The sequence below is a fragment of the Pseudomonas sp. WAC2 genome (assembly GCF_030403525.1).
GTDB lineage: Bacteria > Pseudomonadota > Gammaproteobacteria > Pseudomonadales > Pseudomonadaceae > Chryseomonas > Chryseomonas luteola.
Genome location: NZ_JAUEPD010000002.1, coordinates 537,521 through 552,428, shown reverse-complemented (window position 1 = coordinate 552,428; position 14,908 = coordinate 537,521). Strand labels below are relative to the sequence as shown.

Annotated in this window: 13 protein-coding genes; 1 reads left to right on the top strand and 12 read right to left on the bottom strand. The window is 57.0% G+C overall.

Annotated elements, in window-relative coordinates:
- Nucleotides 1-7: 7 nt before the first annotated feature.
- The 9 genes from astA to QWJ10_RS06710 all read right to left on the bottom strand — a co-directional run bounded on the left by astA (nucleotide 8) and on the right by QWJ10_RS06710 (nucleotide 9,663).
- Entirely contained in the window at nucleotides 8-1,018 is a 1,011-nt protein-coding gene (gene astA / locus QWJ10_RS06750) for an arginine N-succinyltransferase (protein WP_289924930.1), read from the bottom strand.
- Between the two features lie 94 nt (nucleotides 1,019-1,112).
- The gene (gene aruF, locus QWJ10_RS06745) at nucleotides 1,113-2,129 is read right to left on the bottom strand and encodes an arginine/ornithine succinyltransferase subunit alpha (RefSeq protein WP_010794962.1); all 1,017 of its coding nucleotides are present in this window, start codon (nucleotides 2,127-2,129) and stop codon (nucleotides 1,113-1,115) included.
- Nucleotides 2,130-2,204: 75 nt separating this feature from the next.
- Nucleotides 2,205-3,425: an aspartate aminotransferase family protein gene (locus QWJ10_RS06740; protein WP_289924928.1), complete on the bottom strand. Its 1,221-nt coding sequence runs from the start codon at nucleotides 3,423-3,425 to the stop codon at nucleotides 2,205-2,207.
- Nucleotides 3,426-3,701: 276 nt separating this feature from the next.
- Nucleotides 3,702-4,175 carry a glycine zipper 2TM domain-containing protein gene (locus QWJ10_RS06735; protein ID WP_010794964.1) on the bottom strand — a complete coding sequence of 158 codons (474 nt, stop codon included), beginning with the start codon at nucleotides 4,173-4,175 and terminating at the stop codon, nucleotides 3,702-3,704.
- Nucleotides 4,176-4,362: 187 nt separating this feature from the next.
- Nucleotides 4,363-5,508 (bottom strand): glycerate kinase, encoded by a 1,146-nt coding sequence (locus tag QWJ10_RS06730; RefSeq protein WP_289924925.1) that lies wholly within the window; start codon nucleotides 5,506-5,508, stop codon nucleotides 4,363-4,365.
- A gap of 49 nt (nucleotides 5,509-5,557) precedes the next feature.
- Nucleotides 5,558-6,916 carry a GntP family permease gene (locus QWJ10_RS06725; protein ID WP_122042165.1) on the bottom strand — a complete coding sequence of 453 codons (1,359 nt, stop codon included), beginning with the start codon at nucleotides 6,914-6,916 and terminating at the stop codon, nucleotides 5,558-5,560.
- A 134-nt stretch (nucleotides 6,917-7,050) separates the two neighbouring features.
- Nucleotides 7,051-8,154 carry a sugar diacid recognition domain-containing protein gene (locus QWJ10_RS06720; RefSeq protein ID WP_122042164.1) on the bottom strand — a complete coding sequence of 368 codons (1,104 nt, stop codon included), beginning with the start codon at nucleotides 8,152-8,154 and terminating at the stop codon, nucleotides 7,051-7,053.
- 29 nt (nucleotides 8,155-8,183) lie between these two features.
- Nucleotides 8,184-8,831 carry a pyridoxamine 5'-phosphate oxidase gene (gene pdxH / locus QWJ10_RS06715; protein ID WP_010794968.1) on the bottom strand — a complete coding sequence of 216 codons (648 nt, stop codon included), beginning with the start codon at nucleotides 8,829-8,831 and terminating at the stop codon, nucleotides 8,184-8,186.
- A gap of 124 nt (nucleotides 8,832-8,955) precedes the next feature.
- A complete protein-coding gene (locus QWJ10_RS06710) occupies nucleotides 8,956-9,663 on the bottom strand; it encodes an OmpA family protein (RefSeq protein WP_289924920.1) in 708 nt (235 codons plus the stop codon).
- Between the two features lie 293 nt (nucleotides 9,664-9,956).
- On the opposite strand from QWJ10_RS06710, the gene QWJ10_RS06705 reads away from it, so the two are divergent.
- The gene (locus QWJ10_RS06705; protein WP_289924918.1) at nucleotides 9,957-10,814 is read left to right on the top strand and encodes a formate/nitrite transporter family protein; all 858 of its coding nucleotides are present in this window, start codon (nucleotides 9,957-9,959) and stop codon (nucleotides 10,812-10,814) included.
- A gap of 63 nt (nucleotides 10,815-10,877) precedes the next feature.
- Here QWJ10_RS06705 and QWJ10_RS06700 read toward each other — a convergent pair whose 3' ends face one another.
- From QWJ10_RS06700 to QWJ10_RS06690, 3 genes are all read right to left on the bottom strand, one after another.
- Nucleotides 10,878-12,035, bottom strand: a complete 1,158-nt coding sequence (locus tag QWJ10_RS06700; RefSeq protein ID WP_289924916.1) for a serine hydrolase domain-containing protein — start codon at nucleotides 12,033-12,035, stop codon at nucleotides 10,878-10,880.
- Nucleotides 12,036-12,094: 59 nt separating this feature from the next.
- Nucleotides 12,095-14,239, bottom strand: a complete 2,145-nt coding sequence (gene dinG, locus QWJ10_RS06695; protein WP_074823795.1) for an ATP-dependent DNA helicase DinG — start codon at nucleotides 14,237-14,239, stop codon at nucleotides 12,095-12,097.
- A 349-nt stretch (nucleotides 14,240-14,588) separates the two neighbouring features.
- Complete coding sequence (locus QWJ10_RS06690) at nucleotides 14,589-14,846, bottom strand: DUF1145 domain-containing protein (protein WP_289925075.1); 258 nt, start codon at nucleotides 14,844-14,846, stop codon at nucleotides 14,589-14,591.
- Between the last annotated feature and the right edge of the window lie 62 nt (nucleotides 14,847-14,908).

Here is a 14,908-nt window from a genome sequence, read left to right as displayed (position 1 = left end):
TTTTCTCCTAGGGCGCTACTGACACTGCGCGGACCTGAGCGCCAGCAGACAGCTGCAGCCTTCTCGCCGTAACAGGGTCAACCACCAGTGTTCCAGAGGCTACCCGTGCAGGTGCAGCGGTAATTCGGCAGCCTTCTCGCTTACGGTTGTGAATTACATAGGGCTGGGCATCTTCGCCCGGCGTGCCGATGGACAAAACGAATATCTGGCTATCCCGAATGGCACGAACCTTGTCGGTTTCGCATTCAATTGCCGGGCCCGCGTCGAAGATGTCCACATACCCCTGGTAGGCAAACCCTTCTGCATTGAGCATGCGAAGTGCAGGCTCGGTATCAGGATGGACGCGACCAATGACAGCACGTGCTTCTTCTGAGAGGAAACACGTGTAAAGCGGAAACTTGGGCATGAGTTCGGCAATGAATGACTTATTGCCCACACCGGTCAGGTAATCCGCTTGAGAAAACTCCATCTTGAAGAAGTTACGCCCCAGGTTTTCCCAGAAAGGCGAAAGTCCTCGGCTGTCCGACACCCCACGCATTTCTGCGATCAGCTTATCTGAGAACAACGAGCGGAACTCGGCGATGAACAGAAAGCGCGCCTTGGACAACAGACGGCCGTTCAATCCGTTACGATGGCCTGCGTGCAGAAATAACGAGCAGAGCTCCGAATTACCGGTCAGGTCATTGGCCATGAACAGCGTGGGAATCTGCTGATGGATATTGAGTTCGCGAGAGGCACTGACTGTCAGCCCCACCCGGTAGTTGTACCAGGGCTCACGTAGACCTACGGCGCCGGCAATACCGGAAATACCGATAACGGTGCCGTCGTCCTGCTCGAGTACGAAGAGATAATCCGCATCGGCACGCTCGACGTCGCCGCGGAAGGTTTTTTCAGCCCATTCCACCCGGTGAGCCAGACGCTCTTCACTGGCAGGCAAGGTGGTAAGCCCAGCGCCTGTAGTGCGCGCAAGCTCGATTAGCGCGGGCAGATCCGCGCGGGTGACAGGACGAATGATCATATTCCCTCCGATGACCCAGGCCGGCGCTTCGCCGCGCCTGCGTCTGACGTGCCCTGGGCACGCACTACTCTCATGACGACAGCACGTATCATGGTTAAACAGCGACGAGCCGTACGGTATCGCCAGCCTTGACGTTGAGCGCGGCGGCGGCGGCACTCGACAGAACTGCCGGCGCTCCTGGCTCCCAATCGAGCTCGTGAACAATGGCACGGAAGTCCTGTAGCAGATCATTGCTGATCAGATAGGCACGGTTGCCGTCGACCGCATCCTGCACCTCCACCGCGACCACATGACTCCCTGCCATCGAACGAATGTTGTTGGTACGCGCATGCAACGTCGGACCGCCATCGAAAATATCGACGTAATTGTCAGTTTCGAAGCCTTCGCGGGTCAGGATATCGAAAGTGATCTGCGCACGTGGATGAACCTGGCCAATGGCCTCTTGGGCGGCATCTGTCAGCAACGGCACATAGATCGGATAGATCGGCATCAGCTCGGCCAAAAAAGTGCGACTCTTGGCACCGCAGATGCGCTCCGCTTCGGCATAGCTCACATCAAAGAAGTGACGGCCTACTGAGTCCCAGAACGGCGAATCGCCCTGCTCGTCACTCATGCCTACGATTTCGACCACGACAGACTCGGCAAATCGCTCGGGATGACCAGCCATGAACATCAATCGACCCCGTGAATTGAGCTCGGCGATAGGGGTATCCAGAAAATCACGATCGATATAGAAGCTGCTCAGCACACTGTTGCCCGTCAGGTCATGGCAAAGTGAAAGCACATGCGTCTTATTGTGAATCTTGAGCTCACGCGAGGCATGGATAAAGGTCTCGTTGCGAAAGCTGTAAAACGGTTCGGAGAAGCCAGCCGTGGCAATGATGGCTGAACAGCCAACCAGACGCCCCGTGTCTGAATCCTCCAGTACGAAGAAATAACTTTCCTCGCCATTGAAGCTTACTTCGGCGGCAAAAGAGGCTTCTGAAACCCGGATCTTTTCCTTGAGCCGCTCGATGTCATCCGGCAAAGAGGTGACACCTACCGGACTGTCCGCGGCCAGATGCTGCACATGGGGCAAATCAGCTGCCCGAGCAGGTCGCATCACCAGCATGAAGTCACTCCTTCTAATTTTTCTAATTGAAATCGCTCTTGAATACCGTGGCGCCTCCCTGCGCCACGTTCAGGCTCAAGCCTGGGTAATGCGGGCCACAGCGCGCTCTAGTCGCGCTAGGCCTTCATCAATGTCAGCCTCGCTGATGACCAGACTGGGAGCAAAGCGGATGACATCCGGACCGGCCTGAAGCACCATCAGCGACTCCTCGTTGGCTGCCGTCAGCACTTCCTTCGCCCGACCTTTCCAGGGCTCGCTCAGCGGAGCGCCAATCAGCAGGCCCATCCCGCGAACACCGGAAAAGATGCCGTACTTGCTGCCCATGGCCTCAAGCGCGGTACGGAAACGGTTATGACGAGTCTTCACACCCTCTAAAACCTCAGGCGTGTTGACTACGTCCAGCAGGGCGGAACCGATAGCACAGCCGAGAGGGTTACCACCGTAGGTGCTGCCGTGAGTGCCTACCGAAAGATGTGCCGCCAGCCTGTCAGTTGTCAGCATTGCCGCCAACGGGAAACCGCCACCAATGCTCTTGGCTGTAGTCAGTACATCAGGTGTGATGCCGTAGTGCATGTAGGCATAAAGGTGGCCGGTACGGCCTACCCCACTCTGCACCTCATCGAATACAAGCAGTGCGCCATATTCGTCGCACAGGTCACGTGCGCCTTGCAGATACGCCTGGTCACCCGGCAGTACGCCACCCTCGCCCTGGATAGGCTCGAGCACGACCGCGCAGGTCTTTTCGGAGATGGCCGCCTTGAGTGCATCCAGATCGTTATAAGGCACATGGGTGATACCTTCGATCTTTGGACCAAATCCTTCCGAATACTTGGGTTGCCCGCCCACGCTTACCGTGAACAGTGTGCGGCCATGAAAGCTGTTGGTTGCAGCAATGATTTCATAACGGCTTCCGCCACTGACGTCATGCCCGTAACGACGGGCCAGCTTGAACGCAGCCTCGTTGGCTTCTGCGCCGGAGTTGGCAAAAAACACCCGGTCGGCAAAGGTAGCGTCAACCAGCTTGCGGGCCATGCGCAGTGCAGGCTCGTTGGTGTAGATGTTGGATACGTGCCAGAGCTTGTTGGCCTGCTCTATCAATGCCTGCATCAGAGCGGGATGACCGTGCCCCAGTGCGTTAACCGCAATGCCGCCGGAGAAGTCGATCAGCTCACGCCCGGCCTGGTCCCAGATGCGTGAACCTTCGCCTCGGACGGGAATGAATGCGGCGGGCGCATAATTGGGCACCATGATCTGGTCGAAGTCGGTGCGTTGCACCGAGAACTGCGGAGCAGACATCGAAAATTCTCCTGCCTGTTGTGGGCTAGCGATGGAAGGATTGTAGGGAGTAGATCACGCCGGGCATTGCCGCTATGCGACAACTATTTACAGCGCACAACCAGCCAGCGGAGCGGCTTACAGATATGCGACAGAAAACATCGGCAATACGCAGTCTAGGGTGTACGGAGGGATGCGGGAAGCCTCAGTGGGTGCTCATCTTTAATGCACAGCTAGGCAACAATGAGTGAAACGCTGAAATAGTGGCCGCAGAAACGCTTTCTGCGGCCACTGATCTTACTGGGCAGAATTAGGTGCCACACGGCTGGTGCCGTTCACCGTCACGATGCGTACGCGCTCGCCCACCCGGAACACCTCTCCCTTGCTGACTTCCTGTACATAGGCACGGGTGCTGCCATCGTCTTCGCGTACAGTCACCTCTACACCGTTGGCGCGAGTGAAACCTTCTTCGGTAGCGGCACCAAGCAAGCCACCCGCTACAGCGCCCACGATAGCGGCGACATAGCTACCCCGACCGCCACCTACGCCACTGCCGGCGATACCACCTACCGCCGCACCAGCACCTGCGCCGATGGGGGTCTTGGTTCCTTCAATCTTAACGGGGCGCAAGGCGGTGATGGTCCCCATGCGCACGGTTTGTACCTGGCGAGCCTCATCGCGTGAGTACACGTCACCGGTCTGGCTGGATACGCACCCGGCCAGCAGCGCGGAGGCAGTCAGTGCAGTAATAATTTGAGTGGTCTTGTTCATCATTCAACTCCAGTTCCTACAGGGCTGTTCTCGGCGGAACCCTATGGTGGACCCTCCGCCTTACAGGAATGTTCAGCTTTTATCATCCTCTCATATGGCCTCAAGGCAAACGGTGAATCTTTTGATCCAGACAGCTTTCGTTCATCCGCTTCGCTTGCTTTACCTGAAATAGGACGACTCATCCTGTTCAACCCTTACGTGACTGCCGGGCCAGACGCCAGATACGAGCAAGGTCGGTTGCGCGCGCACGCAGCTCCTGTGCGGCGCTCCTACACGCCTGCTCCAGCGTGACAGGGCCAGGCGCCAGACTGAATGCCGCCTCAATCCCTGCCTCATATACCTGCTGGTAGTGCGCACCCAAGCTACCTACTAATGCAATGACAGGCACATCAGCCTCACGGGCGACTCTGGCAACTCCTATGGGCGTCTTGCCATGCAGGCTTTGGTAATCAAGTTGCCCCTCTCCGGTAATGACCAGATCCGCGTCCCGGAGCGCCTCTGCCAGCCCGGAAACTTCTGCAACCAGCTCGACACCCGATCGAAAATGTGCCTGAAGAAAGGCCCTAGCAGCAAAACCCAGCCCCCCTGCCGCTCCCACTCCTGGAAAGCAACTGTGATCTTCCCCAAGTACTTGAGCTGCAACCTGAGCGTAATGCCCAAGTGCTGCATCCAGCACATCGACATCCTCAGGCGTTGCGCCCTTCTGAGGACCAAAGACATGGGAGGCACCATGAGAGCCATACAAGGGGTTATCGACATCGGCAGCCACATCGATCTGAACGGTAGCAAGACGCTTATCCAGACCGTTCAGCTCAATACAGGCAAGTTCGGCTAACGCAGCGCCCCCTGGCGGCAAAGGCTGACCATGTTTATCCAGGAACTTGACTCCTAAGGCGTTCAGCAACCCCGCACCACCATCATTCGTAGCGCTGCCACCCAACCCCAGGATAATTCGTCGGGCTCCAGCATCCAGTGCAGCGCGGATCAACTCACCGGTACCATAGCTACTGGCCCGTCTGGCATCCCGCTGCGCTTTCGGCACCCAGTGCAGGCCGCTGGCAGCCGCCATCTCGATCACGGCTGTCCCCTCGCCCAGCCATCCCCAGTGAGCCAATACCGGCTGCCCCAACGGTCCCTGCACGATCAGCTCACGACGCTCTCCTCCGGTTGCAGCCAGCAAGGCCTCGACCGTGCCCTCTCCTCCGTCGGCCATGGGTTTGAGTTCGATAGTGGCGGAGGGAAAAACCGCTCTCCAACCCTCTGCAATAGCCTGGGCGACCTCGGGTGCGCTCAGGCTTTCCTTGAACGAATCAGGTGCGATCACGAGTTTCATCAATGTTCTCCTGGCTGACGGTTCGCCTGTCGATGGGTATGGCTGCTCGTTACAGCAGGAAAAGACTTAAAAGCCATACTGTGGCCATCCCGGTAAGCCCTTGAACCAAGGTAGCGAGTGTCTGGGCACGGTATGCCGTGGCTACGCTCATACGGCTGAATTGAGTCACAACCCAGAAAAAGCTGTCGTTGGCATGTGAAACCGTCATCGCTCCAGCGCCGATCGCCATTACGGTCAATACACGCCCCATCTCACTGTCGAGCCCCAGCTGCCCCAGCAGCGGTGCTACCAAGGCAGACGTTGTCACCAGCGCAACCGTAGTCGAACCCTGGGCTGTTTTCAGGGCGGCGGACACTACGAATGGCATAAACAGCCCAATCCCCAAGGCGGAAAGCGTGCTGCCAAGGTAATCGCCCAGTGGAGTGACTTTGAGCACGGCACCAAACGCCCCACCAGCGCCGGTAATAAGCAAGATGGGAGCCGCTGACAAGATGCCTTCGGCCACATGATTCTGAAACTCCTGGCGCTTGTCATTGCTCTTGAGCAGCGAACAGGCCAGCACCAGGCCTACCAGCAGCGCCGGGACGGGTTGCCCAATAAAACCCAACAGCGTCAACACCGCCCCTTCTCCGAAAGGCTTGCTGGGAAAGGCAGCGATTGACCCCAGGCAAATCAATCCAATGGGAGCAAAAATCGGGGCAAAGGCCTGCCAGGCACTGGGAAGCACACCATAACTTTCCCGTAATGCTGTGAAATCTTCCTGGGAAGGCATCGGCGTACCATCATCAACCAGCGGGATGTCCTTACCCAGGAAGCGGTTGGCCCACCACAGCCCCGCCATGGCCGTTACGAATGACACGATAAGGCCAACACCGATAACCAGTCCGAGGCTTGCATCGAGCCCTAGATTACCCGCAGCCGCAATCGGCCCCGGTGTAGGTGGCACAAAGGTATGCGTAGCATAGAGGCCAGTCGCCAGGGCTACACTCATGGAGATCAGGGAGACCTTCATACGAGCAGCCAGCGCATTTTTCAGCGAATTGAGGATCACATAACCGGAATCGCAGAATACGGGTATCGAAACCAAGTAACCGATGATGGACAACGTCAGGGTGGGAAAACGCTCGCCGAGTACACGAATCACGGTTTCCGCCATGGTTATGGCCGCGCCGCTACGCTCCAGAATCACACCGATAATTGTGCCTAGCACAATGACGATACCGATGTATCCCAGGATGCTGCCAAAGCCCGTTGTAAGGGTTTTGGTGATATCGCCGACAGGCACCTGGTAGGCGAAACCGGCGAGAAAAGCCGCCAGGAGCAAGGCCAGAAATGGATGAAGCTTGAAGCGTGTGGTGGTCACGACGATGAATGCTATCAACGCCACCAGAATAAGGACGAGGCTCATGACAGGCTCCGGTTGTTATTGTGATCGGATAACTGTGGATGAGCTTATTGTGCTATCAGTTCAATGAGTTCCGCTTGGTACAAAAGCACAAGATAAGCACCTGATTTCACCGTATATATTGTGCATCTGCACAATCAGGCGCATTCCAGCAGACTGATTCCCAGCGACAGGTAAAGCCACTGCCCCAGCATATCGTGGCTGAGTCCAGTCAGCTCACAGATACGCTCGAGACGATAGCGCAACGTATTCCGATGGATATTCAAGGACGCGGCACAAGCAGATGCCTGCCCATGGTGCTCGCACCACGCCTGCAAGGTTTCTCGTAACACGCCATTTTCATCCTGCGCAAACAGCCGCTTCAAGGGATCGAGCCACCCTTGCAAAAGCCAGCTCTGCCGCTGACTGTAAAGCAGTGCCGTCAGCCGGTGCTCATCCAACTTGAGTAGCCGGACATCAGGCAGGCACGCACGGGCATAGGCTTGCAGCAAGCGCAGTGATTGGCAGGCCTCTCGCAAGTCAACCAGACTTTCCAGCGGACCCGATGCTGTAACGCGTAATACGTTCAGCCCCTTGGCCTTTGCCTGATCAAGCCAGAGTTGTTCTTCATGAGGCCGCCCGAGCGGACGACACCAGAACCATTCCTGCATACCGACGGGGGCGCAAAAACTCTCCAGATTGGCAGACAACATGGCGCTCAACGCCTTGGCCGAACGGGAGTCTGAGGCTTCATTCAGCTCGATAAGGCATACCTGACGTGGCCAGCTCAGGGGTACCTGCTGTCGCTCAGCCTCAACAGAAAGCGTGTTCAGGCTTACCGAAGGGTCCAGCAATTGGCCGATCCAGCTGTCCAGTCGATGCCGCTGCCAATGACGCTCCAGATGCGATTGTCGCTGCTCCACCAACATTTCGGCCGCCATGCGGACCAGCTCGGCATATGGCCTGACAACCTCGGGCCTGCCCGTGATACCGAGGACCCCGATCAACCGCTCGGCATAGAGCAGTGGCATGTTGACTCCCGGCTTCACACCTCGCAGGCAAGAGGCGGCCTGATCGTCAATCTCGACGACTCGACTGTTGGCCAACACAAGCTGAGCGCCTTCGTGACGGGTATGCAATCGCAAGGGATCACCGCTGCCGATAATCATGCCCTGCGCATCCATCACATTGACGTTATAGGGAAGGATTGCCATGGAGCGATCCACAATGTGTTGCGCAAGGGTTGAATCAAGTTCAATCACGGCAATCCCTTCCTTTACATGAGCACTGTTTAAGGAGCCAAACGCTGGCGCTTCCAGCCCTCTCCTTCACGGCGGTAATCGAGCCGATCATGCAAACGGCTGGAGCGGCCCTGCCAGAACTCGACCCGCTCGGGAATCAGCCGATAGCCTCCCCAATGTGGCGGGCGCGGTGGCTCCTCATGGGCAAAGCGTGCCTGCACTTCAGCCACTTTCGCCTCAAGCTCTTCCCGACCGCCCAGCACCTGGCTCTGCGGCGAAGCCCAGGCGCCCAACCGACTACCCAACGGACGGACACGGTAGTACGCGTCGGACTCTTCAGGGCTTACGCGCTCGACCACACCCTCGATTCGCACTTGACGCTCAAGTGTGGGCCAGAAAAAGGTCATGGCGGCCCTGGGCTGCCCAGCGAGCTGCTGCCCCTTGGCACTTTCGTAATTGGTGTAAAACACGAACCCCTTGGCGTCTACGCCCTTGAGTAGAAGTACACGACAATGGGGTTGCTGCTCGGCATCAACCGTTGCCAGTACCATGGCATTGGCTTCTACAGGGGGCTGCTCGGTTTTAACAGCATCCTCAAACCACTGGCCAAATAAGGCAAATGGCTCGGCGGGCGCCTGCGCTTCGGTCAATCCGTCGCGGGTGTAATCACGACGCATGTCAGCCAGCGTCTGGGTCATGGCAAGCTCCTGATTGGGAATGGAACTTACAGCTTACCCAGTCATGCGCCAGGTTGCTTGACTCATACCAGGTCTATGGCGAATTGGCATCCGAAACCAAACGGTTCCGGATGCCTTTACTGACTCAGCGCTTGCTTTGCAGAGAGGCCAATACCACTGTACGTGGCTGGATAAGGACCTCGACACGACGGTTCTGAGCGCGCCCTTCGGCATTGTCGTTTGCTGCACGCGGCTGGGTATCGCTCAGACCACGAACGACCAGACGATTGCCATTAAGCCCGCTCAGACGAAAGATGGAGGCTACCGCCTTGGCGCGGCCGAGACTGAGCTGGTCATTAACCGCCTTGGAACCAGTGCTATCCGTGTGTCCCAGCACAATGACGGCGCTCTGGGCATCCTTGAATACCAGCTTGGCGGTACGGCCCAGCGGGCCGAGCATGGATGGCAGAAGCATCTCAGCACGATCAGGGTTGAAGGAGTCGTCAACGTTGACGATCAGCAGTAAGCCGTCCTCTCGACGTTCCATTTGCATCTTGCTACCAGCGATGGCTTCGCGGATCGTTTTTTCATGCTGATCCAGCCAGTCCTTGCTGACTGTTATCTCTTGGGCTTTCGCTTGAGCCTTTGCCTCAGTTACAGTCTTGTCGCCCTTGCCAAACGGCCACCACCAATGTCCGCCATCCGCTTTCGCCTGGGTTTCGGCCTTTTGCGCCTCTACCTTCGCCTGGGGGACTGGCTCCTTGGCAGTGGCAACGTCGCTTTCCTTGTGAAAATAACTGCAGGCGGAAACGCTCATGCAGAGAACGACAGTAGTAGTCTTGAGCAGCTTCATGCGTTTTTATCCCATCAGGCGCAAGCCCGCCGAATCGGCACCGACAGGCAAAGTTAAAGTGGTTTCTTAGATTGTGTCTTTAACTGATTATTTCGCAAGGGGTGTACGTTGTCCTTTTGTATCAACCGACAAGCGGTTGAGTAGACTCGGTGGCGAAACGGTCAGGTGAACGAGGGCGGCAAGGGTATCACGTCATAGACGGTGCTTATCAAACGATAGATAGCTCGCTATTGAAATTGCCACTGGCCATCACTACGCTGGGCGCGTCAATTTGTCCTCCCTTGCGTACACTCATGTCTATAAATACACCTAAAGAAATCGCAACACTGGCGATACAGGCTGGTATTGCCAAAAATCGGCTTTCCATTCCTACCCTATTCATTCTTGGCGTTATGGCCGGCGCGTTCATTGCGACTGGTTTTCTTCTCGATATTCACGTTATTGGCACCATGCCCGCCGAATGGGGCTCGTTTGCAGGCTTCGTTGGCGCAGCGGTTTTCCCGGTCGGCCTGATCATGACCGTGCTGGCAGGCGGTGAGTTACTGACGGGCAATATGCTGCTGCTTCCTCTGGCACGTTTTGCAGGCGGTATCAGCACGATGGGGGTGATTCGCAACTGGCTATGGGTCACGCTTGCCAACTTTGTCGGCAGCCTGGCTGTCGCGTACTTCTTCGGTCATATGCTGGGTCTCACCGAGGGTGCATTCCTGGGCAAGACCGTTGCCATTGCGCAGGCAAAGATGAACGCCGACTTCCTTCACGCCTTCGTTTCCGGTATCGGATGCAACTGGCTCGTCTGTCTGGGCGTCTGGATCGCGTTTGCCAGCAAGGATGTGGTAGGTAAAGTCGTTGGCATGTGGTTTCCCGTCATGGCCTTTGTGGCCATCGGTTTTCAGCATGTGGTTGCCAACATGTTTATCATTCCAGCCGCTATCTTTGCAGGCCAGGCTACCTGGGCCCAATGTCTGCCCAACCTGGTAGCGGTTTTCCTGGGCAATGCCGTGGGTGGCGCCGGCTTTGTAGGGTTGGCCTATTTTCTGGCCTATCGCCCTGCACCTGCGCAAGCGACGGCCGATCTGGCGTCAGCGCTACAAAAGACCCAGGCGGATCTTGCACCTGCAACACCCACACTCAAGGCCGTGAACGACTGATGAGTTGAAGTGCATAGCGGATTGACCGGCGACCCCTGCCGGTCAATCCATCCTATCCTGACGTCAGAGGCATTGCCCAACGGCTTCTGCCAGCTGCTGAGCTCGCGGGTCCATGAGAATATAAGGCCCCAGGGTATTGGTGGCAAAACCAAATGCCACCCTGCGCTCAGGGTCGGCGAACCCGATAGACCCACCCGCCCCTGGATGACCAAAGGCCTGGACGCCCAGGCCATAGGTTGCGTTGGCATGGTCAGGCTGGTCCAGCATGAATCCCAGGCCGAAGCGTGTCGAGGTCATTAGCGTCCTGTCGTCACCCCGACTATGTTCCGTGAGCATGTGCTGCAAGACCGTCTGGTCCAGCAATCGACCGTCGAGCAGCCCCGCATAAAACCCTGCCAGTGAGCGCGCATTGCCATGACCGTTGGCGGCAGGCTGCTCGAAACGGCGCCACTCCGGTTTATTGGTGCTGGTCAGAATGCCCGGCGGGTTGGCAAAGGCACGGGTACTCAAGGCTTGGGGGTCGGTCATGGTGGTCTTCAAGAGACGCTGGGCGGCAGCATCACCCATGTCGCCCTTGCCTCGAGCAATATGCGCAACCCGGTGCTCTTCGCTCTCAGGCAGACCGATATGAAAATCCAGCCCAAGCGGCCTGGCCGTTCGGGCAACAATAGCTTCTCCTGGTGAGCGGCCATCAATGCGGCGAATCAGTTCTCCCATCAGCCAGCCATAGGTCATCGGTGAATAGCCGTGGCTCTCGCCTGGCGTCCACCAAGGCGTTTCGGCGGCAAGGGCAGCCGTCATGGTGTCCCAGTCATACAGCGCACTGGCAGGCAATGGAGCACGCAAGGCAGCCAGTCCTGCCTGATGGCACAGTAACTGGCGCACCGTAATGGCGCCCTTGCCTGCAGCCGCAAATTCCGGCCAGTAGTGTTGTACTGGTTTATCCAGTTCAAGCCTGCCCTCTTGAACCAACTGCATGGCGGCCACGGCAGTAAAGGCTTTGGTGCAGGAAAACAGATTCAGTATCGTGTCCGTCTGCCACCCGCTCTGCGCATCCTTGTCCGCCGTGCCTGCCCAGAGATCCAGAACGGTTTCGCCGTCCACCTGAACGCACAGGGCTGCACCGCGGGTATGCACGCCTCGCCCCGGCTCGTCGAACAGAGCACTGAAGCGGTCCCTGACGGTTTCAAAGGCCAGATCGAAATAACCTTGGATCTGCACAGCTGTCTCCTCATCGTGGTCATATTCAAGTCTCTCACACTGACGAGAAGAGACCTCTACTACTGCACTTCCAGCCGGAACGGCGGTAAGGTGCTCAGGATGGCCTTGCCATAACGCTGCGTAACGACACGACGATCCAGCAGGCTGATCGTGCCGCTGTCCGACTCGGTGCGCAGGAGACGTCCACAAGCCTGGATCAGGCGCAGCGAGGCATCGGGCACAGCGATTTCCATGAACGGATTGCCACCCCGTGCCTCGATCCATTCGGCCAAAGCAGCCTCGACAGGATCATCCGGCACCGCAAAGGGAATCTTGGCAATCACGACGTGCTCACAATAAGCCCCGGGCAGGTCGACTCCTTCGGCAAAGCTGGCCAGACCGAACAATACGCTGGGCTCGCCATCATCCACGCGGGAGCGGTGTTTATTGAGTGTCTCCTGCTTGGACAGGTTGCCCTGGATCAGTACACGGCGGCGCCAGTCACGCTCCAGCCCATCGAAGACATCCTGCATCTGTCGCCGGGAAGAAAACAGCACCAATGCCCCCTTGGCCCCTTCCAGCATATCGGGCAGCTCTCGCACGATAGCCGCCGTATGGGCCGCAGAGTCTCTCGGATCCGCCTGCAGATTGGGTACGCGCAATAACCCTGCCTCGGCATACTTGAAGGGACTGGGCACAATTGCCGTGTTGGCGCTTTGAGGCAGGCCTGCCCGCATCCGAAAACGATCGAATGTCCCCAGCGCCGTCAAGGTGGCAGAAGTTACCAGCGCGCCATAAGCCACATTCCATAGCGTACGCCGTAGCGTTTCCGCAGCCAGGATGGGACTGGCATTGACCTCGATATCATGGAATGCACCGGACTCTACCAATGTCAGCCAGCGCGCCATGGGTGGTGAGTCGGTCGGATCTTCCAGCGTAAAGGCCGTCCACAGCTCCCAATTACCCTGGGACCGAGCCAGCAGGCTGCCAAACAGCGGATACCATTCCTCAGCCTGATAGCTTGCAATGCCAATGCTTTTCTCCCCGTCCATGGCCTCTTTCAAGAGGTCCGTAAGACGAGTGAACAGGTCGGACAGCTGGGCAAAGCCCTTTTTGAGCTCAGTCCCCATTTCCCTTAAATCCGCTGGGACGAGGCCACCAACGAACCGATGGCGAGGCCGATCACGTCCCTCCATGTCTTCGCCGGCGCGAAACTCGGCCAGCTGCTCACAGGCTGTAAACATGAACTGCTGCTGGGTACGAATCTGTCTCGCCAGTTCGGGTACTTGCTCAACCAGCCGTCCCAGCTCGCCCGGCAAGGGATGTTGAGCCAGCAGCTTGGTCAGATTCTTGGCAATTTGCTCCAGCCACTCGGCCGTGGAGCGCAGGCGGGTAAAGTGAGCGAAGTGATTGATCGCCTTGTCCGGCAGGTGATGGCCTTCGTCAAACACATAAATGGTATCGCGCGGGTCGGGCAGAATAGCCCCGCCACCGAGCGCAAGGTCAGCCAGTACAAGATCATGGTTGGTAACGATCACGTCTACCTTGGTCATGCCTTCACGGGCACGGAAAAAGGCGCACTGCTGAAAATTCGGGCAGTGCCGATTGGTACACTGCGTATGGTCAGTGGTTATTCGTGACCAGTGTTGGTCATCAATGGCTTCTGGCCAGCTGTCACGGTCACCGTCCCAGCGATTACTGGCCAAGCGCTCGATCATCTTCGTAAACAGCTTCTGACCAGCCTCATCGACGTCGATCGTAAAGCCATCATCCGCAAACAGCTGAGCGGTCGTATTCTGGGCTTCGCTTTCCTGCAACATGAGATCCAGGCGCGACAGGCACAGGTAGCGCCCTCGCCCCTTTGCCAGGGCAAAATTGAACGACAGACCACTGTTACGCAGGATATCCGGAAGGTCCTTGTTGACGATCTGCTCCTGCAGAGCCACTGTTGCCGTCGCAATGACCAGACGCTTGCCGGCCGCCTTGGCCGCAGGAATGGCGGCGAGACTATAGGCAACGGTCTTGCCGGTACCGGTTCCGGCTTCCACAGCCACGACGGCAGGATCGCCAACGCGACGCCCTTCGTCATCCTGCTTGATCGCACCGAGCCCTTTAGCCGTCTCGGCAATCATCAGCCGCTGACCATAGCGCGGCTTGAGCGACTTGGCTTCGAGAAAGCGGGTATAAGCCCCCTGAATCTGGGACTTGAGTTCGGCACTAAGCATGGGGTTCCTCGACAGGGAAGCGTCATACGCTTCCAGCAGGCGCCACCGGCAGGTGACCCTATCAGCAATACTGTATAAAATATCAGTAGTTTGGGAAAGCGGCTAATCGTAATGCACTTTTGCCGACGTACTGATTATATCACTAGCAATAAAGACTTTTCGGTGCCGACCTCCCTGATCTGAAGCGGTTAAACCTAAAAAGCCTTGATTTTTCCTAAAGATACAAACGTTGTTTTCAAACCATGGCAAATCACATGATAGAAAACTGAGGCTATTGGCTATGGAAGAGCAGGCCCAACAACTGGACCGAGTCTGCTCCTTCAACCCATAGTTGTTTTAGCTCGGCTATTCAGTGGCCTGGAGCTGATCGTGTTGGTAGGCGATACCAGTGAAATACACCAAATAGCACTATCCATAAACGATTACGCCACGGATATGAACTTTGACGGAGTTGCCGGTTGAGCATGAGCACCTCCAAAACGCGCAAGCAAACCAGCACGACTCCAGCAAGATTCAGTAAAGCCTCGAACGGAAAGGCAAAAGGCTGGAACACGTTAGTTATGACAACGAGCCAGAATAAAAGAGAAAGAAATTTACCGATAATCATCAGGGCTGAGGACATGCTTTGTATTCAACATAAAAACTAACGTGATGTTGATTCTACTACCT

Bases quoted from the DNA above. Each gene is read 5' to 3' on its own strand.
- QWJ10_RS06740 (WP_289924928.1), bottom strand. From the start codon at position 3,425: ATGTCTGCTCCGCAGTTCTCGGTGCAACGCACCGACTTCGACCAGATC.
- astA (WP_289924930.1), bottom strand. From the start codon at position 1,018: ATGATCATTCGTCCTGTCACCCGCGCGGATCTGCCCGCGCTAATCGAG.
- QWJ10_RS06690 (WP_289925075.1), bottom strand. From the start codon at position 14,846: ATGATTATCGGTAAATTTCTTTCTCTTTTATTCTGGCTCGTTGTCATA.
- QWJ10_RS06705 (WP_289924918.1), top strand. From the start codon at position 9,957: ATGTCTATAAATACACCTAAAGAAATCGCAACACTGGCGATACAGGCT.
- QWJ10_RS06730 (WP_289924925.1), bottom strand. From the start codon at position 5,508: ATGAAACTCGTGATCGCACCTGATTCGTTCAAGGAAAGCCTGAGCGCA.
- aruF (WP_010794962.1), bottom strand. From the start codon at position 2,129: ATGCTGGTGATGCGACCTGCTCGGGCAGCTGATTTGCCCCATGTGCAG.
- dinG (WP_074823795.1), bottom strand. From the start codon at position 14,239: ATGCTTAGTGCCGAACTCAAGTCCCAGATTCAGGGGGCTTATACCCGC.
- QWJ10_RS06710 (WP_289924920.1), bottom strand. From the start codon at position 9,663: ATGAAGCTGCTCAAGACTACTACTGTCGTTCTCTGCATGAGCGTTTCC.
- pdxH (WP_010794968.1), bottom strand. From the start codon at position 8,831: ATGACCCAGACGCTGGCTGACATGCGTCGTGATTACACCCGCGACGGA.
- QWJ10_RS06725 (WP_122042165.1), bottom strand. From the start codon at position 6,916: ATGAGCCTCGTCCTTATTCTGGTGGCGTTGATAGCATTCATCGTCGTG.
- QWJ10_RS06735 (WP_010794964.1), bottom strand. From the start codon at position 4,175: ATGAACAAGACCACTCAAATTATTACTGCACTGACTGCCTCCGCGCTG.